The organism is Xanthobacter agilis, from assembly GCF_021730435.1.
Classification (GTDB): domain Bacteria; phylum Pseudomonadota; class Alphaproteobacteria; order Rhizobiales; family Xanthobacteraceae; genus Xanthobacter; species Xanthobacter agilis.
Genome location: NZ_JABWGX010000023.1, coordinates 50,815 through 74,268, shown reverse-complemented (window position 1 = coordinate 74,268; position 23,454 = coordinate 50,815). Strand labels below are relative to the sequence as shown.

At 67.9% G+C, this 23,454-nt stretch carries 22 protein-coding genes; 10 read left to right on the top strand and 12 right to left on the bottom strand.

Features of this window, described 5'->3' with window-relative positions; all coding sequences use genetic code 11:
- The first annotated feature begins 431 nt into the window (after positions 1 to 431).
- From HUW53_RS16250 to HUW53_RS16225, 6 genes are all read left to right on the top strand, one after another.
- On the top strand, positions 432 to 1,484 hold the full coding sequence (locus tag HUW53_RS16250) for a bile acid:sodium symporter family protein (RefSeq protein ID WP_237346809.1): 1,053 nt from the start codon (positions 432 to 434) through the stop codon (positions 1,482 to 1,484).
- 191 nt (positions 1,485 to 1,675) lie between these two features.
- Positions 1,676 to 3,901, top strand: a complete 2,226-nt coding sequence (locus HUW53_RS16245; RefSeq protein ID WP_237346808.1) for a GGDEF/EAL domain-containing response regulator — start codon at positions 1,676 to 1,678, stop codon at positions 3,899 to 3,901.
- The gene (locus HUW53_RS16240; RefSeq protein WP_237346807.1) at positions 3,888 to 5,870 is read left to right on the top strand and encodes a sensor histidine kinase; all 1,983 of its coding nucleotides are present in this window, start codon (positions 3,888 to 3,890) and stop codon (positions 5,868 to 5,870) included. Before HUW53_RS16245 ends, HUW53_RS16240 begins: the two co-directional genes overlap by 14 nt.
- Positions 5,871 to 6,062: 192 nt before the next feature.
- Entirely contained in the window at positions 6,063 to 6,683 is a 621-nt protein-coding gene (locus HUW53_RS16235; RefSeq protein WP_237346806.1) for a Maf-like protein, read from the top strand.
- Positions 6,680 to 6,889, top strand: a complete 210-nt coding sequence (gene yacG, locus HUW53_RS16230) for a DNA gyrase inhibitor YacG (RefSeq protein ID WP_237346805.1) — start codon at positions 6,680 to 6,682, stop codon at positions 6,887 to 6,889. Before HUW53_RS16235 ends, yacG begins: the two co-directional genes overlap by 4 nt.
- 353 nt (positions 6,890 to 7,242) lie before the next feature.
- Positions 7,243 to 8,721, top strand: coding sequence for an aldehyde dehydrogenase (locus HUW53_RS16225; RefSeq protein WP_237346804.1), 1,479 nt, complete (start codon positions 7,243 to 7,245; stop codon positions 8,719 to 8,721).
- 192 nt (positions 8,722 to 8,913) lie between these two features.
- Here the strand turns inward: HUW53_RS16225 and tmpT are convergent, their stop codons facing one another.
- Positions 8,914 to 9,594: a thiopurine S-methyltransferase gene (tmpT, locus tag HUW53_RS16220; RefSeq protein ID WP_237346803.1), complete on the bottom strand. Its 681-nt coding sequence runs from the start codon at positions 9,592 to 9,594 to the stop codon at positions 8,914 to 8,916.
- 244 nt (positions 9,595 to 9,838) lie between these two features.
- Between tmpT and HUW53_RS16215 the strand changes: the two genes are divergently transcribed.
- Positions 9,839 to 11,260 (top strand): aspartate aminotransferase family protein, encoded by a 1,422-nt coding sequence (locus HUW53_RS16215; RefSeq protein WP_237346802.1) that lies wholly within the window; start codon positions 9,839 to 9,841, stop codon positions 11,258 to 11,260.
- Positions 11,261 to 11,335: 75 nt separating this feature from the next.
- On the opposite strand, the gene HUW53_RS16210 is transcribed toward HUW53_RS16215, so the two are convergent.
- The 9 genes from HUW53_RS16210 to HUW53_RS16170 form a co-directional block, all read right to left on the bottom strand.
- On the bottom strand, positions 11,336 to 11,932 hold the full coding sequence (locus HUW53_RS16210) for a glutathione S-transferase N-terminal domain-containing protein (protein ID WP_237346801.1): 597 nt from the start codon (positions 11,930 to 11,932) through the stop codon (positions 11,336 to 11,338).
- A gap of 81 nt (positions 11,933 to 12,013) precedes the next feature.
- Entirely contained in the window at positions 12,014 to 12,865 is an 852-nt protein-coding gene (locus HUW53_RS16205) for a 23S rRNA (adenine(2030)-N(6))-methyltransferase RlmJ (protein WP_237346800.1), read from the bottom strand.
- Between the two features lie 188 nt (positions 12,866 to 13,053).
- Positions 13,054 to 13,716, bottom strand: a complete 663-nt coding sequence (locus tag HUW53_RS16200; RefSeq protein ID WP_237346799.1) for a ribonuclease T2 family protein — start codon at positions 13,714 to 13,716, stop codon at positions 13,054 to 13,056.
- Positions 13,717 to 13,775: 59 nt separating this feature from the next.
- Positions 13,776 to 14,279 carry a hypothetical protein gene (locus tag HUW53_RS16195; RefSeq protein WP_237346798.1) on the bottom strand — a complete coding sequence of 168 codons (504 nt, stop codon included), beginning with the start codon at positions 14,277 to 14,279 and terminating at the stop codon, positions 13,776 to 13,778.
- A 154-nt stretch (positions 14,280 to 14,433) separates the two neighbouring features.
- Positions 14,434 to 15,402 (bottom strand): protein-methionine-sulfoxide reductase catalytic subunit MsrP, encoded by a 969-nt coding sequence (gene msrP, locus HUW53_RS16190; RefSeq protein ID WP_237346797.1) that lies wholly within the window; start codon positions 15,400 to 15,402, stop codon positions 14,434 to 14,436.
- A gap of 176 nt (positions 15,403 to 15,578) precedes the next feature.
- Positions 15,579 to 16,310: a DUF992 domain-containing protein gene (locus HUW53_RS16185; RefSeq protein ID WP_237346796.1), complete on the bottom strand. Its 732-nt coding sequence runs from the start codon at positions 16,308 to 16,310 to the stop codon at positions 15,579 to 15,581.
- A gap of 36 nt (positions 16,311 to 16,346) precedes the next feature.
- A complete protein-coding gene (locus tag HUW53_RS16180) occupies positions 16,347 to 16,871 on the bottom strand; it encodes a DUF992 domain-containing protein (protein WP_237346795.1) in 525 nt (174 codons plus the stop codon).
- A gap of 242 nt (positions 16,872 to 17,113) precedes the next feature.
- A complete protein-coding gene (locus HUW53_RS16175) occupies positions 17,114 to 17,581 on the bottom strand; it encodes a DUF992 domain-containing protein (RefSeq protein WP_237346794.1) in 468 nt (155 codons plus the stop codon).
- 133 nt (positions 17,582 to 17,714) lie between these two features.
- On the bottom strand, positions 17,715 to 18,917 hold the full coding sequence (locus HUW53_RS16170) for a pyridoxal phosphate-dependent aminotransferase (protein WP_237346793.1): 1,203 nt from the start codon (positions 18,915 to 18,917) through the stop codon (positions 17,715 to 17,717).
- Between the two features lie 255 nt (positions 18,918 to 19,172).
- On the opposite strand from HUW53_RS16170, the gene HUW53_RS16165 reads away from it, so the two are divergent.
- Both HUW53_RS16165 and HUW53_RS16160 read left to right on the top strand, forming a co-directional pair.
- Positions 19,173 to 19,820 carry a glutathione S-transferase family protein gene (locus HUW53_RS16165; protein WP_237346792.1) on the top strand — a complete coding sequence of 216 codons (648 nt, stop codon included), beginning with the start codon at positions 19,173 to 19,175 and terminating at the stop codon, positions 19,818 to 19,820.
- A gap of 143 nt (positions 19,821 to 19,963) precedes the next feature.
- Complete coding sequence (locus HUW53_RS16160; RefSeq protein ID WP_237346791.1) at positions 19,964 to 20,386, top strand: hypothetical protein; 423 nt, start codon at positions 19,964 to 19,966, stop codon at positions 20,384 to 20,386.
- Between the two features lie 151 nt (positions 20,387 to 20,537).
- Here the strand turns inward: HUW53_RS16160 and HUW53_RS16155 are convergent, their stop codons facing one another.
- Entirely contained in the window at positions 20,538 to 21,659 is a 1,122-nt protein-coding gene (locus HUW53_RS16155; RefSeq protein ID WP_237346790.1) for a baeRF11 domain-containing protein, read from the bottom strand.
- Between the two features lie 120 nt (positions 21,660 to 21,779).
- On the opposite strand from HUW53_RS16155, the gene HUW53_RS16150 reads away from it, so the two are divergent.
- Positions 21,780 to 23,012 (top strand): PQQ-dependent sugar dehydrogenase, encoded by a 1,233-nt coding sequence (locus HUW53_RS16150; protein ID WP_237346789.1) that lies wholly within the window; start codon positions 21,780 to 21,782, stop codon positions 23,010 to 23,012.
- On the opposite strand, the gene HUW53_RS16145 is transcribed toward HUW53_RS16150, so the two are convergent.
- Positions 22,988 to 23,350, bottom strand: a complete 363-nt coding sequence (locus tag HUW53_RS16145; RefSeq protein ID WP_237346788.1) for a DMT family protein — start codon at positions 23,348 to 23,350, stop codon at positions 22,988 to 22,990. The genes HUW53_RS16150 and HUW53_RS16145 overlap by 25 nt on opposite strands.
- Between the last annotated feature and the right edge of the window lie 104 nt (positions 23,351 to 23,454).

Genomic DNA, 23,454 nt, shown 5'->3' with positions numbered 1-23,454 from the left:
GACGGCGCGGCCATAGCCGGCAAACCACGGGACCACAAGCCTTTGCGGCGGACCTTTGGGATATGAACGCCCATGTGGACATGAACGCCCATGTGGACATGAACGCGCCAGCGGAGATCGGGGGCGCCGGGAGCGGGGGACGGCGTCGGGATTTCCGGGGAGGGGCGCGGCAAGCGGGTGCATTCCCCAGCGGCGAGCGTTGCGGTCGGTTGACCGGGATCAAAACGCGGATCAATTTGGGCCGCGCCGCGGAGGTACAGTTCCGTGGCGTGGTTGTCTGGCCTGCACGCGGCCCGGTCTGTCGGGCCGGCGCGAAGGCATCAGCAAGCCAGCCAAAGAGAACGGTCGAGGCGTCGTTCCCGGAAGGTCGCCCAGGCCGCGGGGGCGCCACGCTCCAATTCCTGAACTCTCACGACGTCTGCCCCAGGTCCATGTCCGCGCGCATCAAAATCGATCCCTTCCTGCCCGCCCTCGTCGTCGTCGTTGTCCTTGCCCTCATCTGGCCTCAGCCAGGCGTGACGGGTGGCATCCTGCATGCGGACCGCGCCGCCACCTGGGGCATCGGCGTCATCTTCTTCCTCTACGGCATTTCGCTGGCCACCCGCCGGCTGCTGGAAAGCGCCACGCGCTGGCAGTTGCACCTGGTGGTGCAGCTGGCGACCTTCGGGCTGTTTCCGCTGGTGGTGGTGCTGGCCATGCCGGTGCTCAGCCGGCTGATGCCGGAGGACGTGGGCATCGGCTTTTTCTTTCTGGCGGCGCTGCCGTCCACCGTGTCGTCGTCGGTGGCCATGACGTCGCTGGCGAAGGGCAACGTGGCGGTGGCCATCTTCAACGCCTCCGTCTCCTCGCTCATCGGCGTGTTCGTCACGCCGCTGCTGATGGCCTGGTACCTGCACGCCACCGGCGGTTCCATGGCGTTGGGCGACGTGATCTTGAAGCTCGTCATCATCGTCATCCTGCCCCTGGTGGCGGGGCAATTGGTGCGGCCGCTGCTGCTGTCGGTGGTGGAGAAGCACAAGGTGATCGTGAAGGTGGCGGATCGCGCGGTGATCCTGGCCATCGTCTACAACGCCTTCTGCGACAGCGTCGCCGCCGGCGTCTGGAGCGGGCAGAGCCCCACCTTGCTGATCGAGATGATCGCCGGCGTGGGCCTGCTGTTCGCGGTGGTCTATGTGCTGATCGCCCTGTTCTGCCGGCTGGTGGGCTTCAACCACGCGGACACCACGGCGGTGTTGTTCTGCGGCTCCAAGAAGTCGCTGGCGACCGGCCTGCCCATCGCCAAGGTGATGTTCGGCACCTCGCCGCAGCTCTCGCTCATCATCACGCCGATCATGATCTACCACTTCCTGCAATTGGTGGTGATCGGCTTCATCGCCGGTCATCGCGCGGCGAAAGGCGAGGTGCTGGAAGCCATCGCGGAGGACGAGGCGGCCGAACCCTCGCTCGTTGCCGCGCAGCCGCCGCAGAAGTCCGACGACGCGTGATCGGCGGTCGCGCCGCCGGTTTCGCAACACGCCCCTTCCCGTGCACGGGCTACCGCCGCGGATCAGCCGCGGCGGGGATCGAGCGTGGGCGCAACGCGGGGCTTGTCAGAGGCTCGTCTGCAGTTCTAAGCTGTATCGAAATCGTTCAAAAGTCGTGACTTTGGCCTCTCATCGCCTCGAGGGAGGGCAGCATGCAGACCGACCTCGGTCTTTCCGGCGATCAAGATCCGTTGTTCGCATTCTCGGACGAGGCGCCCCGCGAAGAGACGGCGCGCGGGAGTGCGAAACCGTGCATTGCGGTTCTGAGCGTCGATGACGATGCTGCGTTTCAGCGGTCGCTGGAACTCTCGCTGCGCGACTTCCGCTACCGTGATGCGCAGATCGAGTTCAACACCGCCCGGTCGGCGGCCCAGGCCGCCGAAGTTCTCGCAAGACGCCCCGACATCGCCCTGGTCCTGCTCGATGTGATGATGGAAAGCGACGATGCCGGCCTGCGGCTGGTGCGCTACATCCGCGAGGCGATGGGCAATGCGCAGGTGCGTATTGTTCTGGTCACCGGACAGCCCGGAATGGCGCCTATGCGGCCGTCCCTGGAACTCCTGGACATTTCGGATTACTGGCTCAAAACGGAGCTCAGCAACGCCCGCCTGCATTCGATCCTGGTGGGCAATCTGCGAACCTGGGAGCAGATCCGCGCCCTTCATCGCGCGCGGCGCGGGCTTCAGGGCATCGTGGAGGCGAGCAACGCGCTGTCGCGCGCCCGCGGCTTCGAGGATTTCGCCTGCCGCATGATTCTCGAGCTTTCAAGCCTCTTCGGCGTCACCGCGGAGGGGCTGGTGTGCGTGCGGGGGGAAAGGGGCGCGGGCGCCACCATCATCGGGGCGGCCGGACGGTTTCAGGCGGCTCTTGGAGGCGCCCTCGCCAGCCTTGGGGATGGCCGCATCCGCAGCCTGATCGAGACCGCGCTCGCCAATCAGGCGTCGCTGGAAAACGAAGACTGTCAGGTCCTTTTCTTTTCCGGCAACGAACCGGAGACGGCGCATACGGCGGCCTATCTCGCCACCGGCCGCCCGCTGGACCGGACCGAGCGGGAACTGCTCGGCGTGTTCGTTGCCAATATCGCCACCGGGCTCGCCAATGTGGCCCTTTCCAGCCGCCTGGACCGGCTGGCGTTCGAGGATCCGCTGCTTTCCATTCCCAATGCCAACGCCTTGCGCCGGGCGGTGGAGCAGGCGCTGGACCTGCCGCTGCCGCGCAATCGGGTGCTGCTGCTGCTGGATCTCGACCAATATTCGGAAAGTTGCGTGTCGCTCGGGGTGGCGCAGGGCAATGAGATGCTGAAGGCGGTGGTGGGGCGTCTGCAGCGCCTGTTCCCGCCGCCCTGCATGCTCGCGCGCCTCCACGAGGACACCTTCGCGGTGCTGGGACCGGCGGACCTGGTCCGTCCCGAACTGCTGCGCGACATTGAGGATGGACCGGACGAGGCGGCGGCGCCCTTCATCGGCGTCGATTCGGCGCGGCTCGATCTCGATCATGCCGATGGCACGGCCCCGAACGTGCTGGCGGTCGGGCTGCTGCTGCTGAAGCGCGCGGGGGTGCTCGGCGGCGGGCTGACGCTCGATTACGAGCCTGACCTTGATGCCGGGGTGGCGCGTCGCTTCCGGCTTTCCCGAGATTTGTACCACGCGTTGCAGCGCGACGAGATCGGCGTGGTGTTTCAGACACAGGTGGAATTGGCCACGGGCCGCGTGGTCGGCGCCGAGGCGCTCGCGCGCTGGACCCGGCCTGACGGGCAGGTGATCCCGCCGGGTGAGTTCATCGCCATCGCGGAGGCCAATGGCCTGATCGTACCCTTGGGACTGCGCATCCTGCGCCAGGCGTGCGCCGCGCAGAGGACCCTTGTCGCGGCGGGCTTCAGGCTCACCCTGGCCGTCAACGTGTCGCCGCGTCAGCTGGCGCGGGCCGAGTTCGCCCAGGAGGCCGCGGCCTGCTGCAAGGCCTTCGCGGTCGATCCGCGGACCATCGAGCTTGAGATCACGGAATCCATCGCCGTCGAGCATCACAAGTCCGCGCGTGGCGTGCTCGATCGCTTGAAGGAGATGGGGTTTCCCCTCGCCATCGACGATTTCGGCACGGGCTATTCGTCGCTCACGCTGCTGCAAGCGCTGCATCCGGCGAAGCTCAAGATCGACCGGTCGTTCGTGACCCCTCTGGGGGATCCCGGGAGCGACACCTCCATCACCGAAATGATGGTGCGTCTGGGCCAGCGCATGAAGATCCAGGTGCTGGCCGAAGGGGTGGAGACACAAAGGCAGGCGGTGTGGCTGCGCGAGCAGGGTTGCCATTTGGCCCAAGGCTTTCTGTTCGCGCGGCCGGAGCCGCTCGACGCGTTGGTGGCCCGCCTTGGCAGCCGGTGAGGCGCCAGCCGCGCGCGGGGGGCCGGTGCAGCGGGTGAAGGCCGTGCTGGAGCAGGGGAAGCGGGCGGTCGGCATCGTCTATCGACAGCGGCGGCGGGTGGGGATTTTCCTCGGACCCTGGGTGCTTGTGGTGGCGGTTGGGGTGCCACTGCTCTGGTTCCAGATCGAGACTGGCTACCGGGACGCGCGGGCGGCGCGCGGCGCGGATATCCTGCGCGGGGGCGAGGATCTCATCAGGCGGGTTCTCGATCGGCTGGGACGCGACATTCTGTTCCTCGGCGCCCTCACCGGGCAGCTCCCCGAGGACGAGCTGCGGCCGGAAGGCATCGGGGGCCGGCTCTTCCTGAGCTTCGCCGCCAGCTCGCCCGATTACGATCAGGTGCGCTGGATCGATCAGAGGGGGCGGGAGCGGTTGCGCGTGGACCAGCGCGCCAGGATGATCGCTCTTATTCCGCCCGATCAACTCCAGGACAAGTCGGCTCGTGCCTATTTTCGGGAGGCCGACGCCTTGCCCATGAAGGGGATCTATTATTCCGCCATCGATCTGAACGTGGAGCACGAGGTGGTGGAGGAGCCTTTCCGCCCCATGCTGCGGGTGGCGACGCCATTACAGATCGCGGGCGAACGCCGGGGCATCGTCGTCATCAATTATGCCGCTCAGGCCCTGCTCGACCGGATCCGGCGCGTGGCGGGCACCGATCCCCGCATCTCGCTGTTGATGGCGAATCCTGACGGCTATTGGATCATGGGGCCTTCCGCCGATCAGGACTGGGCCTGGCAGCGTGGCCGCCCCGATGCCACTCTGGCCCATGACGACCCCAGGCTCTGGGCGGCGATGGGGGCCGCGCGCGCGGGAGAGGTTGACGCCGGCGACACGCATTGGCTGTTCCACCGGCTCGATCTCGGGGAAGGCCTGATCTCGGCGCGGGAGGCCAGCATCGTAGGCGGGCCGGGAACCCATCTGTATCTGCTGATCCGGATGGATGGCGTCCCCGGGGCGGGGGGCGAGACGGCGGCCAAGATCATCCTGTCGGTGTTGGCGCTCGTGCTCATGGCCATGGTGTCCGTCATTGGCGTGCGCCTGGCCGCGGGCCTTGAGCGGGACGCGCAACAGACGCGTGCGCTGAAGACGGCCAATGCCGCGCTCACCGACGCCAGCCGTCATCTGGCCGAGGTGCAGCAGGAGGTCGCGCGGGCGGAGCGGCTGTCGTCGCTGGGGCTCATGGTGGCCGGAGTGGCCCATGAGCTGAACACGCCGCTCGGGGTCGCCAATTTGAGTCTCAGCCGCGCCCGGGACGCGGTGTCCACGCTGGAAGGCCGGTTGACCGCCGGCCTGCGGCGCTCCGATCTTGATGCCTTCATCGCGTCGGACCGGGATGACCTGGCGCTGGCCCAGGACGCGGTGCGCCGCTGCGTCGATCTGGTGCGGCGCTTCAAGCAGGTGGCGCTCGACCGCGCCACGGTGGCGCGCCGTGCCATGGACCTCGCCGAGACCGTTCTCGATGCCGACCCCCGCCTGCGCAAATGGGATGCGAGCGGGGGGGTCGCCCTGGTCTGCGCGCTCGCGGGCGGGATCGAGATGGAGAGCTACCCCGGACCCTTGCAGCAGGTGCTGTCCAATCTTCTCGGCAATGCGTTGAAGCACGCCTTTGCCGAGGGCCGGCACGGCACGGTGTGGATCACCGCGCGGGCCGAGGGACCGGACCATGTGCGCATCGAGCTGGAGGACGATGGCGTCGGCATTCCGCCCGAGGCTTTGCCGCATGTGTTCGAGCCGTTCTTCACCACGGCGCGGGGCGGCGGCGGCACCGGGCTCGGACTGCATATCGTGCACCAGATCGTCACCGAGCTGCTCGGCGGGCGGATCGAAGTCGTCAGCCCGCGCCCGTCCGCGCCCCGCGGCACGCTGACGATCATCCTTCTGCCGCGGGTCGCGCCGGAGCCGCAACCCGCGCTCGCGCGGACGTGAGCCGACGGGGACGTGAGCCGACGGGGCCGTGAGCCGACGGGGCCGTGAGCCGATGGGGCCGGCGTCACGGCCGGCGGCGGCATTCCGCCGTTCACAGCGCCCGTGCTTTCCATTAGAGCGTGTCGGCGCAATGGTGGCGGCGGGCGGTGCCGGGCGGCGCCGTTGCAGCATTGGCGGTATCAGGAGATGGTTTTGACCGATCAACCCAAGCTTGTTCTGGCGTCGGGCTCCCCGCGCCGGCTGGCGCTGCTCAATCAGGTGGGGATCGAGCCGGAGCTCTTGATGCCCGCCGACGTGGACGAGACCCCGGAGCGCGGCGAGCTGCCGCGTCGTCTGGCCCAGCGGCTCGCCGGCGAGAAGGGCCGGCTGGTGGCCGCGCGGGCGCAGGAGGCGGGGCTTGATGCCATCGTCCTGTCGGCCGACACGGTGGTGGCGGTGGGCCGGCGGATCCTGCCCAAGCCCGAGCTTCGGGACGAGGCGGAAGAGTGCCTGCGGCTGCTGTCGGGACGCAGCCACCGGGTCTTCACCGGCGTGTGCGTGGTGGATGGGAAGGGACGCGACCACATCCGCCTCGTGGAAACGCGGGTGCGCTTCAAGCGTCTGTCGCGGGACGAGATGACCGATTATCTCGATTGCGGCGAATGGCGCGGCAAGGCGGGCGGTTATGCCATCCAGGGCATCGCGGGGTCGTTCGTGGTGAAGCTCGTCGGCTCCTACACCAATGTGGTCGGGCTGCCGCTGATCGAGACCGTGGGGCTGCTGGCGGGCGAGGGCTATCCGGTGCGTCAGGGCTGGGTGGAGCGCGCCCAATGAACGATACCGACGGGCGCGATACGCCGAAGCCGGTCGCCGGGAAGCCGTGCCCCATCTGCGGTAAGCCGCAGGTGGAAAAATACCGCCCGTTCTGCTCGAAGCGGTGCGCCGACGTGGATCTCAACCGCTGGCTTTCGGGCGCCTATGCCATTCCCGTCGTCGCCGACGAGGATGAGGACGGCGACACGCCGGAGCCGCGCGGCTGAGCCGGAATCCCGCGCCGCACCCCCGCCGAAGGCTGCGGCCGCAGGGGTGCAGGCGAGGCGTGGGCAGGATGCGCGCGGGGTGCGTGCCTTGGCCGACCATTTACGTTTCATTGATTAATGAACGGAAATTTAAACTGCGCCGGCAAATGGATGTTGTGGCCGTGCTCGATCGTGCAGCTTGATGCCTCGCGATTTTGCGCCGCTGAGACCCTGTGCGCCGTCGGCCTAAGCTGTGTCTTCCGGGGTGACGATTTGCCGGCGAATGAAGTCGGAGATCGGCGCTCCGCCTTGACGCCGGCGGCGGCGGCACGCCAGTTTCGGGGCGAGGCCCATCTCGTGGCCGAGGAGCCATCATGACCGCGACCGCGGAATCCGTGGAGCATCCCCCCTTTCGTACCCAGGCCTTCATCGACGGTGCCTTCGCGCCGGCCGCGTCGGGGCGCACCTTCAGCGCGGTGAACCCGGCCACCGGGCAGGTGCTGGCCGAAGTCGCCGCCGGCGACGCCATCGACATCGACCGGGCCGTCGTCGCCGCCCGCCGGGCGTTCGAGGATCGCCGCTGGGCCGGTCAGCGGCCGCTGGAGCGCAAGCGCACGCTGCAGCGCTTCGCCGAGCTGATCCGCACCCACCGCGACGAGCTGGCCCTCACCGAGACCCTCAACATGGGCAAGCCGATTTCGGACGCCCGCGCGGTGGACGTGCGCGCCGCCGCCGACTGCTTCGCCTATTACGGCGAGTGTGCGGACAAGGTTTATGGCGAGGTGGCGCCGACCACGAGCGACAATCTCGCCCTCATTCTGCGCGAGCCGCTGGGGGTGGTGGGCTGCGTGACGCCTTGGAATTTCCCCATGATCATGGCCGCCTGGAAGGTGGCGCCGGCGCTGGCCATGGGCAATTCGGTGGTGCTGAAGCCGGCGGAGGAATCGCCCCTCACCGCTTTGCGCCTGGCGGAGCTGGCCCATGAGGCGGGCATTCCGGACGGGGTGTTCAACGTGGTGCCGGGGCTCGGCGTCGAGGCCGGCAAGGCGCTGGGCCTGCACATGGATGTGGACGCCTTGGCGTTCACCGGCTCCACCGAGGTGGGGCGTTACTTCATGCGCTATTCTTCGGACAGCAATCTCAAGCGGGTCTATCTGGAGCTTGGCGGCAAGACCGCGGTGGTGGTCGCCCATGACGTGCCGGATCTCCATGCGGTGGCCGAGGCGGTGGCCGGCGGCATCTTCTTCAATCAGGGGGAGATGTGCACGGCGGCGTCGCGGCTGCTGGTGGACAATCGCATCCGCGGCGAGCTGGTGGCGCGCATCGCCGCCCTCGCGCCGCGCTGGATGCCGGCCGATCCGCTCGATCCGGCGGCCCCGGCGGGCGCGGTGGTGAGCCGGGAGCATCAGCAGCGCATCTTGTCCGCCATCGATCGCGGGGTGAAAGAGGGCGCGCGGCTGGTGACCGGCGGCGGGGCGGTGCTTCAGCAGACCGGCGGCGCCTTCGTCGCGCCGACCGTGTTCGACGACGTGGCGCCGGCTTCATCTCTGGCGCAGCAGGAGATCTTCGGCCCGGTCCTCTCCGTGATCGGCTTTGACGGGCTCGACCAGGCGGTGGAGATCGCCAACGGCACCGTCTACGGCCTCGGCGCCTCGGTCTGGAGCGGGGATCTGGCAGTGGCCCACAAGGTGGCGCGGCGCTTCAAAGCGGGCGTCGTCTATGTGAACTGCTTCGACGCCGACGACATCACCACCCCCTTCGGGGGCGTGAAGCAGTCCGGCTTCGGACGCGACAAGTCCTTGCATGCCCTGGAGAAGTATTCCGACCTGAAGACCATCTGGACGCGGCTGTAAAAGGCGCCTCCGGCGCGGTCCCGGCGCCGAGCGCTTGATTGAAGGGTCCATGAGCCCGGCTCACGGACCCTTCGTCTGATACCATCGGCCCCGGTCTTTGACCGGTGCCGAGTGGGTCCGCTCAAGCACCGCGCAGGCTGTTCCAAAGGCCCATGGGTCAAGCTCATAGGCCTTTGGTCTCAGGCGGTTTCGTCACGCGTCGCGGCCGGGTCCGCTTCGGTCGGGGTGCGCAGCAGCCGGCGTGCGCAGGAGCCAGGTGTTTTCGGTCGCGTCGTACTTGCCCTTCAGGCCGCCCGGAAGTGGGACGCCCGCGAGCTGATCGACGTTGTAGGCGGCCGCATAATGCGTGCGGATCTCCTCGGGGGTCACGGAGAAGGGGGGGCCATCGACCGCCGACTGGTCGTAGGTGAACGTAATCAGCAATTGCGGAGCCGTGCCGGTGATGTCCATGAGGTGGCGCGTGTAGCTGCTGCGCATGGGCGCCGGCAGCGCCACCAGCGCCGCGCGATCATAGATGGCATCGACGGGGCCGAGCATCTGGCCCGTGAGCTGGAAGATGTCGCCCTGGAAGATGTCGATGGCGGGGCCGCTGTGGCGCACCAGGGGGCCGGCGGCGGTGATGGTGGGTGTCACGCCGAGTTCCGCAAACAATTGCTCCACGGCGAGCGGGCTCAATTCGGCGCCCGCCACCTTGAAGCCACGCGCGAGCAGCCAGGAGATGTCGCGCGTCTTGCCGCACAGGGGCACGAACACCCGCGCCCCAGGGGCGAGGGCGAGCCGGTCGAAATATGTGGCGAGGAAGGAATTGGTCTTGCCTTCATGAAATCCGATCTGGTTGTTCGCCCACCGTGTCTGCCAGAAATCCGCTTCCATGCTGGAAAGCCTTCTCTTTGTGCGCCATGCCGTGATGACGGCATCATAGCAGGCGGGGGCCGGCTGGGGAGATCGCTCGCGGCGCACCCTCGTCATCGCCGCGTCATGTCGCACTGTTTCTTGACGAGAAACAGGAATTCAAATTTGCTGAGCATGCGCCGGCTCACGCGGCGGGAGGGTCCTTCGCGGGCCGCTCGCGCGGCGCGGCCTCGCAAAGCGCGGACTCACAAGGAGCATCTCCATCGTGTCATCCACCCCCCTGTCCAACTCGACGGCCCATTGGCGCGCGCTCGACGCCGCCCACCACCTGCATCCGTTCTCGGACACCAAGGCGCTCAACGCCGAAGGCGTGCGCGTCATCACCCGGGCGGAAGGGGTCTATGTGTACGACAGCGACGGGAACAAGATCTTGGATGGCATGAGCGGCCTGTGGTGCTCCCAGGTCGGTCATGGGCGCGGCGACATCGTGGATGCCATCGCCGCCCAGCTCCGCCAGCTCGACTATTACAACACCTTCTTCAAGACCACCCATCCGGCCGCGGCCGAGCTGGCCGCCGCCATCTGCGAGGTGGCGCCGGAGGGCATGAACCATGTGTTCTTCACCTCCGGCGGCTCGGAGGCGGTGGACACGGTGCTGCGCCTGGTGCGGCACTATTGGGCGTCCATGGGGCGGCCGCAGAAGTCCATCTTCATCTCCCGCAAGAACGCCTATCACGGCTCCACCGTGGGCGGCGCCTCGCTCGGCGGCATGGGGCCGATGCACGCCCAGGGCGGCTTGCCGATTCCCGGCATCATCCATGTGCAGCAGCCCTATTGGTGGGCCGAGGGCGGCACCATGGACCGGGAAGAGTTCGGCCTCTACGCCGCCCGCGAGGTGGCCCGCGCCATTGACGAGGCGGGGCCGGAGAATGTCGCGGCCTTCATCGGCGAGCCCATCCAGGGCGCCGGTGGCGTCATCATTCCGCCGGCCAATTACTGGCCCGAGGTGGAGAAGATCTGCCGCGAGCGCGACGTGCTGCTGGTCTGCGACGAGGTCATCTGCGGCTTCGGCCGGACCGGAGAATGGTTCGGCAGCCAGTTCATGGGCGTGAAGCCGGATCTCATCACCTTCGCCAAGGGCATCACCTCCGGCTATTTCCCGCTCGGCGGCGTCATCGTCGGTGATCGGGTGGCCGAAGGCTTCATCGAGCACGGCGGCGATTTCAACCACGGCTATACCTATTCCGGCCATCCCGGCGGGTGCGCCGCGGCCCTCGCCAACCTCAAGATCATGCACGAGGAAAAGCTCGTGGCGCGCGTGAAGCACGACATCGGCCCCTATCTGCAGGACCGCTGGCTGAAGCTCGCCGACCATCCGCTGGTGGGCGAGGCGCGCATGGTGGGGCTGATCGGCGCCCTGGAGCTTACGCCCGACAAGGCCACCCGCGCCGCGTTCGCGGCCGAGGAAGGCACCGTCGGCCTCATCTGCCGCGATTTCTCATTCCGCGAGGGGCTGGTGATGCGCGCGGTGCGCGACGGCATGATTCTCGCCCCGCCCTTTACCCTGTCCCACGCCGAGGCGGACGAACTGGTGGGCATCGCCTGGAAGGTGCTGGACCTGACCTATGCCGAGCTGAAACGCCGCGGCCTGCTGGTGCCGGTACCGCGCATCGACGCGGCGGCCTGAAGGGCGGCACGAAAAGAAGGGCCGGCGGGGCAATCCTCGCCGGCCCTTCTGCATTTTCCAAACGCCGGGCCGCTCTCAGCGCGGCGCGGTCTCGGCGAACAAGGGGCAGCGGGCGGCGAACGCCTCCTGCCACGCCACGAGGCGGGGGTGATTCGCCCGCCACTCGCCGCCGAAGCGGAAATCCAGGAAGCCGAGCGCGCAGGCGAGCGAGATCTCGCCCATGCCGATGTTGCCATCGATGGCCGGCGGGTTCGCCTCCAGGGCCTCGATGGCGCGGGCCATCTTCTGGCGCTGGTGGTCGAGCCACTTGTCCTCGTGCTTTTCCGGTGCCCGGAAGCGGCTTTCGTAGAGCACCAGCACGCCGGCATCCATGAGCCCGTCGGCCAGCGCCTGGAGTTTCAGGGTGGCGATCATGGCCTTCGGGTCCTTGGGCAGAAGCCTGCCGCCGCCGGAGACCTGATCGAGATAGGTGAGGATCACCCGCGAATCGTACAGGCACTCCCCGTCGTCGGTGACGAGGGTCGGCACCTTTCCCAGCGGGTTTTGCTGCCGCAGCGTGTCGTTCGGGTCGACGGTATCGGCGAGCTGGAGGTCGAGCGGCGCGCCGACCACGGCGGCACCAAGGCGCGCCTTGCGGGCGAAGGGCGAGGTGGCGGAATAACGCAGGAGCATGGAAGGCATCCGGCTTTCGAGGGGCAGGGCGCACTTCCCTAAACCCGGCCCCAGGCCGAGAAAAGCGAAATCGCCCCGCTCTCAGCCGGCCGCCGTCAGCCAGGAGACGCGCACGCGGCCCTTCCCGTCGCGTGCCATCAGGGGGGTGATGGCGGTGAGCAGGGTGCGGACTTCATCCGCCAGGGTGAAGGGCGGGTTGACGATGATGAGCCCGCTGCCGGACAGGATGTCGAGGCTCCGCACCTCAGAGAAGTCGATCTCCACCCGCAGCGTCTTGGGCAGCTGGAGCTGGGCCACCTCGCGCCGGAAGGCGTCCACCGCGCGCAGGTCCTTGATGGGGTACCACAGCATGATGATGCCGGTGGCGAAGCGCGTATAGGCGCTCTTCAGGCCCTCCACCAAGCGGTGGAATTCGCCTTGCTCCTCGAATGGAGGATCCACCAGCACCAGCCCGCGCCGCTCGCGCGGGGGCAGATGCGCCGCCAGCGCCTGCCAGCCGTCCTGGGCCAGGATCTTGGCGCGAGGATCGTGCCCTACCCGCTTTTCCAGCTTGGCCCGCTCCTCTTTGTTGAGCTCGCAGAACAAAAAGCGGTCCTGGGGCCGCGACAGGGCCAAGGCGAGGGCCGGCGAGCCGGGATAGAGCCGCCGCCCCTCGGCGGCGCGGAGCGCGCGCACCGTGTCGAGATAGGGGGCGAGCAGGGCGGCAGCCTGTTCCGGCAAAGGGGCGTTGAGAACGGTCTCGATGCCGGCGTCCGCCTCGAGGGTGCGTTGGGCGTTGGCCCCGTCGAGGTCGTAGAGGCCCGTTCCGGCGTGGGTGTCGAGCACGCGATAGGGCGTGTCCTTCTTGGCGAGATAGGCGAGCACGCGGGCCAGCACGGCGTGCTTCATCACGTCGGCCGGATTGCCGGCATGGAAGGCATGGCGATAATTCATGGACGAGGGGTCACCGCGGCGTGTTCGAGCAGGGGGGCGTCGGGCGCCCCCGAACGATGCCTCTATACCGCGTTCGGGTCATCTTCACGATTCGCGGCACGAAAGCGGTGCATCAAGGGGCAAGGTTTGCGACAAGGCTTGCGACAAGGCTTGGGGCAAAGGGCTCGGGGGGCAGGCTTGTGCGCGCCCTAATTGCCGCGCACAGGTGGCATGACCATCTTCTGCAGATTGCAGGAGCGGCGATCCACTTCCGGGCAGGCGCGGAAGGAGAGGTCCCGCGACAGGCAGACGCGCACCTCCCGCAGCCGGCGCTTGTCGCAATCGACCGAGATCATGTCCGGCTGAAGACCGGGATTGGCGGCGCGGAACGCGGCTTCCAAGTCCACCGGAGACACCATGCGATAGTCGTCCAGGTGGGCAAATTCCGGTGGCACGACCACCTTTTCCCGTGCCGTGCGCACGGCGGCGAAATAGCCTTCCGCATCCAGCCCGGAGCAGGTGCCGTGCTTCTTCCATTCGTGGATCACGAGGCGCTTGCTCGGCATGATGTCGAGCATGGACTTGACGAGGGGGTTGGGCACATAGGGCGCCGGGCTGCGGCAAAATTCGGGATAGCCCTGCTCATGCTGCGGCCACAGGCCGTGCACCACGAAGGCATAAGGGCGCGTGAGCGCGCATTGGGGCTCGCCGGCGGCCTTTGTCCCTTGGGCCTCGCAATAGGTAGGCGACCAGGACAGGGAGAGCACATAGAAATCGAATCGGCCCGGCGCGTCGGTCTCGGCCGCTGCCGGCGGCGCCTGCAGCACGACGGCCCACGCCAGCGCCGCCATGCCGATGGCAAACCCACGCATCCAGCGCCCGAATCCCGACCCGGACGACTGACGCGCGGAAGGCGGGGCCGCCGTCAAGCTCACGGCTGGACCATCTTGCAGGACGGGGCGTCGGCATACTCGCGGTCGAGGCCGACCACGCACCACTGCACGCCCCATGAGGCGCCGACGAAGCCGCCGTCCTCGACGATGGCGTAATAGATCTGCCGCTTGCGGGCATCGGAGGTGTAGACGGTGCCGCGGCAATAGCGGCGCGGCAGATATTCCGGACCCCAGGGGCGGAAGGCGATCTCGCTCAGATGCTCGAACTGGGTGATGGTGAGGTCGGAAGACCAGAACCGGCTTTCAGTTTCCCCGAACCGCTGGGCGATGAGGTTGAGCGCGGCCTGCTCGTCGCAGGCCGGCACGTTGCCGGAATAATTGGGACCCGACAGCCAGAAGTTCAGTTCCAGCAGGTTGGCGGCCTCCGCCTTCGGGGTCGCGCAGCCAAGCACCAGGGCGAGGGTTGCCGCTCCGAAGCCGGCAAGACGCGCAAAGCCCTTGCGGCCCGCCTCGGCCTTCGCGGTGCGCACCCCATTCCCCATGGTCGTCTCCACTCGTCGCTGCCGCGTTGACACGGCCATCTCGCGAGGGACGATGGAGCCGGCGCCCCGGCGGGTCAAGCGCAGCGGTGCCACACTCGTTGAGAAATCGTCAACGCGCGCGGCGTCGGCGGGGCCGAGTGGCGCCCGCTCGCCGTCAATACCAGATCTGCTGGTCCTCCCGGCCGGTGTAGAGGCCGGCGACGTATTCGCCATAGCCGTTGTAGAGCAGGGTCGGCCGGCGCGCGCCGGTGGCGATGTCCTCCTCGCTCGCCTGGCTCCAGCGCGGGTGCGGCACCTTCGGGTTCACATTGGCCCAGAAGCCGTATTCCGCCCCTTGCACCTCTTCCCAGAAGCTGACCGGCTGGGTGTCCGTGAAGGTGAAGCGCACGATGCCCTTGATGGATTTGAAGCCGTACTTCCACGGCAGCGCCAGCCGCAGCGGCGCGCCGAACTGGCCTAGCGCCGGCTTGCCGTAGGCGCCGGTGACGAGGAAGGCGAGTTCGTTCTGCGCCTCCTTGAGGGTGACGCCCTCCACATAGGGCCAGGGGTAGCGGAAGTCGCGCTGGTTCGCGGCCACCTTCGGATCGCGGAAGGCTTCCATCTTCACGAACTTGGCGGCGGCTGTCGGGCGCGCCAGCTCCAGCAGGGCCGACAGGGGAAATCCGGTCCATGGAATGGCCATGGACCACCCCTCGACGCAGCGGTGGCGGTAGAGGCGTTCTTCCAGCTGCACCTTCTTCAGGAGGTCGTCGATGTCCAGCTCCTGGGGCTTTTCCACCAGGCCGTCGATGGCCACGCGCCAGGGGCGGCGCTGGAAGCGGCTCATGGCGGGGGCGACGTTCTTGGCGTAGCTGAACTCGTAATAATTGTTCACGGTGGAGGACTTGGCCTCCGGCGTGAGGGGTCGGTCCAGGGTGTAACGCGGGTTCGCGCGCGCCGGATAGAGCGCCGCGCTTGGATCTGGCAGATCGGTCAGGCGCTGGGCGGCGGCGGGTTCGCCGAGGGCGGCCGCGGCGGCAAGGCCCGCACCGGCGCCGAGCAGGTGGCGGCGGTTGAGGTACGTGGTTTCGGGAGTGGCAGCGGCCTCGGGAAGCTCCCAACCGCGCCGACGTTGCACAAGCATTCGTAACCTCCCTGAGGCCGCCCGCGTACCTGCGGCGATCCGAAGCCGGGGCGCTTGGTCGGCCGGTGATCGCGCGGATCGGGCGGTGGGAGGATCGGGACAAGGGTCGCGGCACGCAAATCACAGCGGCGTGTGGGCCAACCCGCGGCATGGGTCGCCGACGTGCGACAGCGGCGTCAGCGCGCGGGCGGCGGATCGCCTGCGGCCTGCGGGGTGGAGGGTTCCAGAATCAAGGTGGCGCCGGCAATGGACAGGCTGAGGCCGCTGTCCGACGACACGCTCAGCGGCTGGAGCGTGACCTGCTTGGCAGGATCCTGGGCCGCCAGCACATTCGCTGAGAAGCCCGGACCAAGGGCGAAGCCCGATGTGAACCCCACGTAGGTTCCCGCCAGCGCGCCCCGCTCCAGATTGGGGGAGGTGGCGAGCACGCCCCACAGCATGCTGCCCTGGTCGGACACGCCGATGTCGAGCCCGGTGCGTTCCAGGGTGCCGATGTAATAGTGGTTTTGCCCCATGCTGGGGCGAAATTCGCAGCGCACGCGTCGATTGGAGCCAAAGCCGGTGGCGGTTGCCATCTCACCGCGACACTCCAGCAGCCCGGCCGACACGGCCGGCATCCGGGCGCTGTCCCCCGATGCGGCGGCCGTCGCCCCGGGCGCAACATTGACAGGCGCCACGTTGATCTGCGGCAAGGCCTGGGTCGGGGGCGCGGTGCGCCCTGAGGCAGGCCCTTGGCCCGTCCCCTGGCCGCCGCCTTGGCCGCCCCCTTGGCCAACCCCTTGCCCGGAGTCCTGGGCGGATCCCTGGGTAAAAGGCTGGCCGAGGGCGTAGTCGGCGGCGAGCCCTGCGGCGGTTACCGCCAACAGGGTTGTCGCCGTGGCGAGAAAAGCGGGGCGGAAGGCGGTCATGGACATCTCCTGCCCCGATTTTGCACGCCAATCAGGTCATTTAGTGACCTTGGCCTTGGTCGGCAGGGGAGCGGTGACCTGCTCCAGCTTCATGTCGGCCACGCCGGCCGCCACGGCGGCGCCGGTGATGCCTTCCAGCGACAGGGGCTGGAGGGCGACGGTCTGGGTGGAGCCGCCGACGAGCACGTTCACGCCGCCGCCGATCGCCCAGGCCGCATTGGCCGATACGCCGACATAGCGGCCGGCGAGCGCGCCCGGACCCACGTCCAGGCTGGGCGCGAACACGGCCCACGACAGGGTGTTGCCGGAGGTGATGCCGAGGTCGATGCCGAAGCGCGACACGGTGCCCTTGTAGGTGCCCTTCACGGTGTAAGGCTCGATGCGCGAGGTGCGCAGCTCGCAGGCGAGGTCACGCACGGAGCCGAGCACGAGGCCGACCGAAGGCGCCACGGAGCAGACGAGCACGCCGATCTGAACCTTCGGCGCCTCGACGGCGGCGGCGGGCGTGGCGGAAACAGCCGCGAGGGCGGCAAGGCCGATGAGGCCGGTCAAGGTACGCATGGGATCCCCCAATGATGCGATGGGCCGAGGAAAGAACTCCCTGCGGGCCAGCGCAATCCCACTTAAAGCGGGATCGTGGCTGTATTTTCGCAGGAGTGCCGAAAATGTCCGGGCCGTTGTGGATTGCGGGCCGCGGCTCGGATCCGCAGGGCATTGAAAGCGTCGCCGCGCCCTCGAAGCGCAAAAAAGGCGCCGCCCTGAAGGCGGCGCCGTGCGAATCGCTTCTGGGACCGCGCCGCCGCTCAGCGCAGCGACATGTCGGAGACGGTGAGGCCGACGTTCAGGCCGGTCTGGGCTTCCACCGACAGCGGCTGAAGAGCGATGGTGTTGTTGTTGCCGCCGACGAGGGCGTTGGCACCGAGGCCGGCGCCGACAGCGGCGTTGGCGGAAGCGCCCACATAGCTGCCACGCAGGGTCTCGGGGCTGACCGAGGACGAAGGCGCGAACACACCCCACACCAGGATGCTCTGGCCGCTCACGCCGATGTCGAGGCCGAGACGGCGAATCGTGCCCTCGTAGGTGCGGGTCTTGCCCTTGCGGGGCTTGAAGGTGCAGCTCATGTCGCGCACCGAGCCGAGAATGAAGCTCACGTTGGGCGCGAGGGTGCAGCGCAGCTCACCCACCTGCACGCGCGACTGGGCCGACGCGGGAAGGGCGCTGAGGGCGCAGAGGGCAGCAGCGGCGAGGCCGGCCTTGAAAACAGTCTTCATGATGTCGTTCCTCCTGGGGAAGCCTGCGGGTGTCCGACCCGCATCGGACGACTGTGAAGCCATAGCCTGACTCCACCTTCGCGCCAACGCTTCTATGGGGTGGAAGATCCATTCTCCCGCCCCTGTTGCATGCTCAGCTCAGGGCACCGCAGAAACGCTGGATGCGGCGGCAGGCTTCCTCAAGGTCAGAGGTCGCGGTTGCATAGGAGATGCGGAACGCCGGGCCGGTTCCGAAGGCTGAGCCATGGACTACGGCCACACCCTCCGTTTCCAGGAGCTGGGTGGCGAAGACCTCGTCCGAGGTGATCTTCACGCCCGACGGAGTGGACAGGCCGATGGTCCCCGCGCAGGACGGGTACACATAGAACGCGCCTTCCGGCTTCGGGCAGGTGAGGCCCTTGGTCTGGTTCAGCATGCTCACCACCAGGTCGCGCCGCTCCTTGAACACCGCATTGTTGGTGGCGATGAAGTCCTGGGGTCCGTCGAGCGCCTCCACCGCCGCCCACTGGGCGATCGAGGAGGGGTTGGAGGTGGACTGCGACTGTAGCGTGCCCATGGCCTTGATGAGGGCCTCGGGTCCGGCCGCGTAGCCGATGCGCCAGCCGGTCATGCAATAGGCCTTCGACACGCCGTTGAGGGTCAGCGTGCGGTCGTAGAGCTTGGGCTCGACCTGGGCCGGGGTGACGAACTTGAAGTCGTCATAGACCAGGTGCTCGTACATGTCGTCCGAGAGGATCCACACATGGGGGTGCTTCACCAGCACGTCCGTGAGGGCCTTCAGCTCGTCATGGGTGTACGCGGCGCCCGAGGGGTTCGAGGGCGAGTTGAAGATGAACCACTTGGTCTTCGGCGTGATGGCCGCTTCCAGCACTTCGGGACGCAGCTTGAAATTGTCTTCCAGGCGCGTTTCCGCCGGCACCGGAACGCCGCCGCAGAATTGCACGATGTCCGGATAGCTGACCCAGTAGGGGGCCGGGATGATGACCTCGTCGCCGGCGTCGAGGGTGGCCACCAGGGCGTTGAACAGCACCTGCTTGCCACCGGTGCCCACCGAGATCTGCGAAGGCTTGTAGTCGAGGTCGTTGTCGCGCTTGAACTTGCGGACGATGGCCGCCTTCAGCTGCGGGATGCCGTCCACGGCGGTGTACTTGGTCTCGCCGCGGCGGATGGCGGCGATGGCCGCTTCCTTGATGTTGTCGGGGGTGTCGAAATCCGGCTCACCCGCGGACAGCGCGATGATGTCCCGTCCCGCTGCTTTCAGCTCCCGCGCCTTGTTGGAGATGGCGATGGTGGGGGAGGGGTTGATACGCTTCAGGGCGGACGAAATCAGGCTCATGGCCGGTTGCTCCGGACGCGCCCGTCCGCAGCGGCGGATCCGCGGCGGCCTTAAGGCGCAAAGGTTTGGCACGAATTGAGCGCCGCGGGTTCAGCCGGCGCGCGCGGACACTAGTTCAGCCGCCGCCCCGGAACAAGCGATGATGATGAATGAAACGTGTGTCCGCGCGTGATGAATCCGCGCGCTCCGGCCGAGATCTTGCGGCCGGCGGTCGCGAACGCCACATGCCCGAGGGGCGATGAGGGGGACGGGTGGATGCTGAAGCTCTATTCCACGCAATCGTCGGGCAATTCCTACAAAGTCCGGCTGATGCTGGCGAAGCTCGGCCGACCGTTCGAACTCGCCGAGGTGGACATTTTCGCCGGCGAGCACCGCACCCCCGAGTTTCTGGCCCTGAACCCGGAAGGGCGGGTGCCGTTGCTGGAGGCGGATGGCCGCCTGCTCGCCGAATCGAACGCCATTCTCTTCTATCTCGCGGAAGGCACGCGCTTCTTGCCCGACGATGCCTTCGAGCGGGCGGAAACCCTGCGCTGGATGTTCTTCGAGCAGAACAGCCACGAGCCCGGCATCGCCGCCGCGCGCTTCTGGCTCACCCAGGTGCGCGGCGGGCGGGATCTGCGCACCCATGACGTCGATCGCTGGATGGAGGAGGGTTATGCGGCGCTGGCGGTGATGGAGCGTCATCTCGCCCACACGGATTTCTTCGCCGCCGACCGATTCACCATCGCCGACCTTGCTCTTTATGCCCACACCCATGTGGCGGAGGAGGGCGAGTTCAGCCTCGCGGCTTTCCCGCGGGTGCGCGGCTGGCTCGGCCGGGTGGCGGCCGATCCCGGCCATGTGGACATGGCATGGCGCCCATCTGTCGCGGCGGCAGAGCGGGGAGAACTCGCGCAGCCGTGAGTGATTGTCATGATGTCGCCATGGTTTACCGGGGTGCCGCCGTGGCGCGGCCATAGTCCGCGACCACCTTGAATCGTGCCGGAAGGACTGATTCGCCGGCCTGAATGTGGCAGTGCCACCGTATCGATTCGCGTGAGAGTGTCATGATGAAGTCCCTCGCCGCCGATATGGGCATCTCGATCGCCCGCCCCGCCGCCGGCCCGCGTGTGCGCGCGGAACCGGAAGCATCTGCGCGGGGCGAGACTTGGTTCGGCGATTCCGCGGCCTTCTCGCCGGCCGATCCGGACACGCTGGCGCGCGCCGTGCGTGCCCACAAGGCGGGGGATGCCTTCGCGCAGGCCGCCCTCACCATCGCCTTGATGCTGGCCATCGGCGTGGTCGCTTTCGTCCTGTCCTCCGGGCACGCGGCGGCGGCGGGCTTTCTCGTGGAGGGCGTTGCCGACCACGCGGCGACCGTGGGCGCGGTGGCGGTGGCCGCCGGCGTGCTGTTGCTCGGCATGGGGGCGACGGTGCGGATGACGGCGCAGGCGGTGCGGGTGCGCGCCCGCAAGCCCGGCGGGCGATGATCGCCGGCCTGCATCCCGCATGGTGGGAATTGCTCGGTTGAAAAAGAAAGGCGCCGGAAACTCTCCGGCGCCTTTCTTCATGTGTCACCGCGCCGCCGCTCGGCTAGGTTGATCTGCGGGCCTTGACCTTCAGGCCCCGGCCCGGAGCCGATCAGATCGGGTAGCGCAGGATGGCGGCGAGGTCGCCCTGGCCCGGCAGATCAGCATGGCGCACCGAAAGCACCCGGCCTCCGGCCTGCAGGGTGCGGCGGGCGATCTCGTCCACCACTCCATAGTTCACGGCGTCCGGGGTGGCATCGAAGCTGACCGCGCCGTCCTCCTCGCCCACGCGGCCGCTCTGGCTTGCATCCATGTTCACCATCAGGGTGTCCACGGCGCCGAAGGTGGCGGCCCGGGCGGCCTGGGCGACATCGGCGGTGGCGCGACCCTGGGCCTCGCGCGCGGCATAGAGGGCGCCGAAGCGCTGGATTTCGGCGGCATAGACTTCGTCCAGCACCTTGCGGGCGGCGTCCGCGAGCACATGGTCGGCGGTGTCGTCGGCGCTGCCGGAGATCACCTGCTCGGTCACATGGGGATAGCTGGAGATGGCCTTGTAGACGGAGGCCATGGGCTCCGCCGCCGCGACGATGAGGGGCCGCTCGTCGCCGGTGAGGACCGGGCGCAGGGCCTGGTCGACGATGCGGGCGTAGCGGGTGAGCAGGGCGCTTTCGCTGGTGCCCTCACCGCTGCGCATGCCGGTGTCGCGCTCCAGGTGGCTGGGGCGTCCCAGCGCGTCGCTGAAATTGTGCGGCAGGCCGGGGACGGTGACATGGTGGGGCGGCAGGTCCGCGGAGACCTCCACGAGGCGCGTGCGGCCGACGCCGATGGCGAGCACATAGGCTTCGTGCGCGAAGGTCACCGAGCGGATGAGGGGCGCGATGTGGAAGCGGTCCGAGACCTCGACGCCATTCTGCAGCTTGTTGGGCAGGCGGAAGGTGCGAATCCCGTTCGCGGTGGCGAAGATGGCGAGGCTGTTGGCCTGGGTGACCCAGAAGGCGTCATCCTCCACCAGCGCCTCGATGCCTTCCTGGATCGGCCAGACGCTGCGCTTGGCGGCGTCGGCCGCCTCAAGCTCCGCCACGGCGGTCTTCAAGAGGTTCTTGAGCTCGATGCGGTCCGCTTTGGTTTCTTGCGTGTTGGGAGTGGTCCGCAGATAAATGGAAACGGCCGGCGCACCACGATACGCGGCAAGTTTTTCGATCTGGGTGCGGGTCGGCAGGTCGATATGAAGCACAGAGAGACTCCCATGTGAATCCCGGCAATCTATCGCGCAGGGGCACCTGAACCTTGATGTGGGACAAAAAGTATTTAACAGTCTGTCGTGAAATCAATTTCTGGCATGTGGAGGCGGGCGGTGAAGCACTCTGTCTCACGCGAATTCCTGGCGCGCCGCGCCGAGGTTGCAGCCGTCCTGCGCCGGCTCGTCGTTTTCATCCTGTGGCTCGCCGTGTGCGCGGCGGCTGCGCCCGCCTGGGCCCTGCCGGAGAAGCCGGTGCGGTTCGGTGGCGAGATGGTGCGGGTGGAGGCGTTTGCCTCCGGGTTGGACCATCCCTGGGGCATGGCTTTTCTGCCTGACGGGCGGCTGCTCGTCACCGAGCGGCCGGGACGGCTCCGCGTGGTGGAACGGAACGGGGTCGTGGCCCCGCCGGTGCGCGGCGTGCCCGCGGTGGCCGCGGTGGGGCAGGGCGGCTTGCTCGACGTCGCCCTTGATCCCGCCTTCTTCGACAACCGCCTGATCTATCTCAGCTTCGCCGAGCGGCGGCCGGATGGGCTCGCGACCGCCGTGGCCCGCGCCAGGCTCAGCCCGGAGGCGGATGCGCTGAGTGACGTCACCGTCATCTTCCGCCAGCAGCCGGCGTGGTCCGGGAGCAACCATTTCGGCTCCCGGCTCGCCTTCGCGCCCGACGGCACCTTGTTCGTGACGCTGGGTGAGCGGTTCGACCTGAAGGAGCGGGCGCAGGACCTGTCCTCGACCCTTGGCAAGATCGTCCGCATCAACGCGGATGGATCGATCCCCAAGGACAATCCCTTCGTCCGTGTCACCGGCGCGCGGCCGGAGATCTATTCCTACGGACACCGCAACGTGCAGGGTGCGGCCATCGAGCCTGGCACCGGTCGCCTGTGGACGGTGGAGCACGGTCCGCGCGGCGGCGACGAGGTCAACCGCCCGCAGCCCGGCCTCAACTATGGATGGCCGGTGATCGGCTATGGGCGGCATTATTCCGGGGAGAAGATTGGCGTGGGCAGCGCCAAGACCGGCATGGAGCAGCCCCTGTTCTACTGGGACCCCTCCATCGCGCCGTCGGGGGCCGCCTTCTATGAGGGCACTCTGTTTCCGGCCTTCCAAGGGCAGCTCTTCGTCGGCGCCTTGGCCGGGGAGGCCCTGGTGGAAGTGAAGGTGCGCGACGGCCTCGTGATGGGCGAGGAGCGGTTGCCCATGGGCGAGCGCGTGCGCGACGTGCGCCTGGGGCCGGATGGGGCGCTGTGGCTCGCGACCGATTCCGACCTGGGGCGGATTCTGCGGGTCGTTCCCGCCGCCGCGCCGCGTCCGGCGGCGGTGGATCAGAATTTGTGGAAGATAAAGTAGGCGCCCGCGGCAATGAAGGCGAAGCCCACCAGATGGTTCCAGCCGAGCGGCTCTTTCAGGTAGAGCACGGAGAAGCCGGCGAAGACGATGAGGGTGATGACCTCCTGCATGGTCTTGAGCTGGGCCGTGGAATAGATCTGCGACCCCAGCCGGTTGGCCGGCACGGCCAGGCAATATTCAAAGAAGGCGATGCCCCAGCTGGCGACAATGGCCAGCACGAGCGGCGCCGACTTGTATTTCAGATGCCCATACCAGGCGAACGTCATGAAGACGTTGGAGGCCAGGAGCAGCACCAGGGGCGCGATCTGCGGGGGCAGCAGGGACGATAGGAAAGGCATGGACGGGCCAAAGTGAGAGGGACGGGGGCGTTTGCCTAGGCTGGGCTTCGGGCAATCGCAAGGCAGGTGTCTGGACGGCGGGCGTTCGGGGCGTTGACGCGCGG

What these genes read in the sequence shown, in the direction of transcription:
- HUW53_RS16165 (WP_237346792.1), top strand. Translation starts at nt 19,173, where the DNA reads ATGCTGAAGCTCTATTCCACGCAATCGTCGGGCAATTCCTACAAAGTC.
- tmpT (WP_237346803.1), bottom strand. Translation starts at nt 9,594, where the DNA reads ATGGAAGCGGATTTCTGGCAGACACGGTGGGCGAACAACCAGATCGGA.
- msrP (WP_237346797.1), bottom strand. Translation starts at nt 15,402, where the DNA reads ATGCTTGTGCAACGTCGGCGCGGTTGGGAGCTTCCCGAGGCCGCTGCC.
- HUW53_RS16200 (WP_237346799.1), bottom strand. Translation starts at nt 13,716, where the DNA reads ATGCGTGGGTTTGCCATCGGCATGGCGGCGCTGGCGTGGGCCGTCGTG.
- HUW53_RS16195 (WP_237346798.1), bottom strand. Translation starts at nt 14,279, where the DNA reads ATGGGGAATGGGGTGCGCACCGCGAAGGCCGAGGCGGGCCGCAAGGGC.
- HUW53_RS16210 (WP_237346801.1), bottom strand. Translation starts at nt 11,932, where the DNA reads ATGCTCCTGCGTTATTCCGCCACCTCGCCCTTCGCCCGCAAGGCGCGC.
- HUW53_RS16170 (WP_237346793.1), bottom strand. Translation starts at nt 18,917, where the DNA reads ATGAGCCTGATTTCGTCCGCCCTGAAGCGTATCAACCCCTCCCCCACC.
- HUW53_RS16185 (WP_237346796.1), bottom strand. Translation starts at nt 16,310, where the DNA reads ATGACCGCCTTCCGCCCCGCTTTTCTCGCCACGGCGACAACCCTGTTG.
- HUW53_RS16180 (WP_237346795.1), bottom strand. Translation starts at nt 16,871, where the DNA reads ATGCGTACCTTGACCGGCCTCATCGGCCTTGCCGCCCTCGCGGCTGTT.
- HUW53_RS16225 (WP_237346804.1), top strand. Translation starts at nt 7,243, where the DNA reads ATGACCGCGACCGCGGAATCCGTGGAGCATCCCCCCTTTCGTACCCAG.
- HUW53_RS16245 (WP_237346808.1), top strand. Translation starts at nt 1,676, where the DNA reads ATGCAGACCGACCTCGGTCTTTCCGGCGATCAAGATCCGTTGTTCGCA.
- yacG (WP_237346805.1), top strand. Translation starts at nt 6,680, where the DNA reads ATGAACGATACCGACGGGCGCGATACGCCGAAGCCGGTCGCCGGGAAG.
- HUW53_RS16160 (WP_237346791.1), top strand. Translation starts at nt 19,964, where the DNA reads ATGATGAAGTCCCTCGCCGCCGATATGGGCATCTCGATCGCCCGCCCC.
- HUW53_RS16175 (WP_237346794.1), bottom strand. Translation starts at nt 17,581, where the DNA reads ATGAAGACTGTTTTCAAGGCCGGCCTCGCCGCTGCTGCCCTCTGCGCC.
- HUW53_RS16250 (WP_237346809.1), top strand. Translation starts at nt 432, where the DNA reads ATGTCCGCGCGCATCAAAATCGATCCCTTCCTGCCCGCCCTCGTCGTC.
- HUW53_RS16145 (WP_237346788.1), bottom strand. Translation starts at nt 23,350, where the DNA reads ATGCCTTTCCTATCGTCCCTGCTGCCCCCGCAGATCGCGCCCCTGGTG.
- HUW53_RS16205 (WP_237346800.1), bottom strand. Translation starts at nt 12,865, where the DNA reads ATGAATTATCGCCATGCCTTCCATGCCGGCAATCCGGCCGACGTGATG.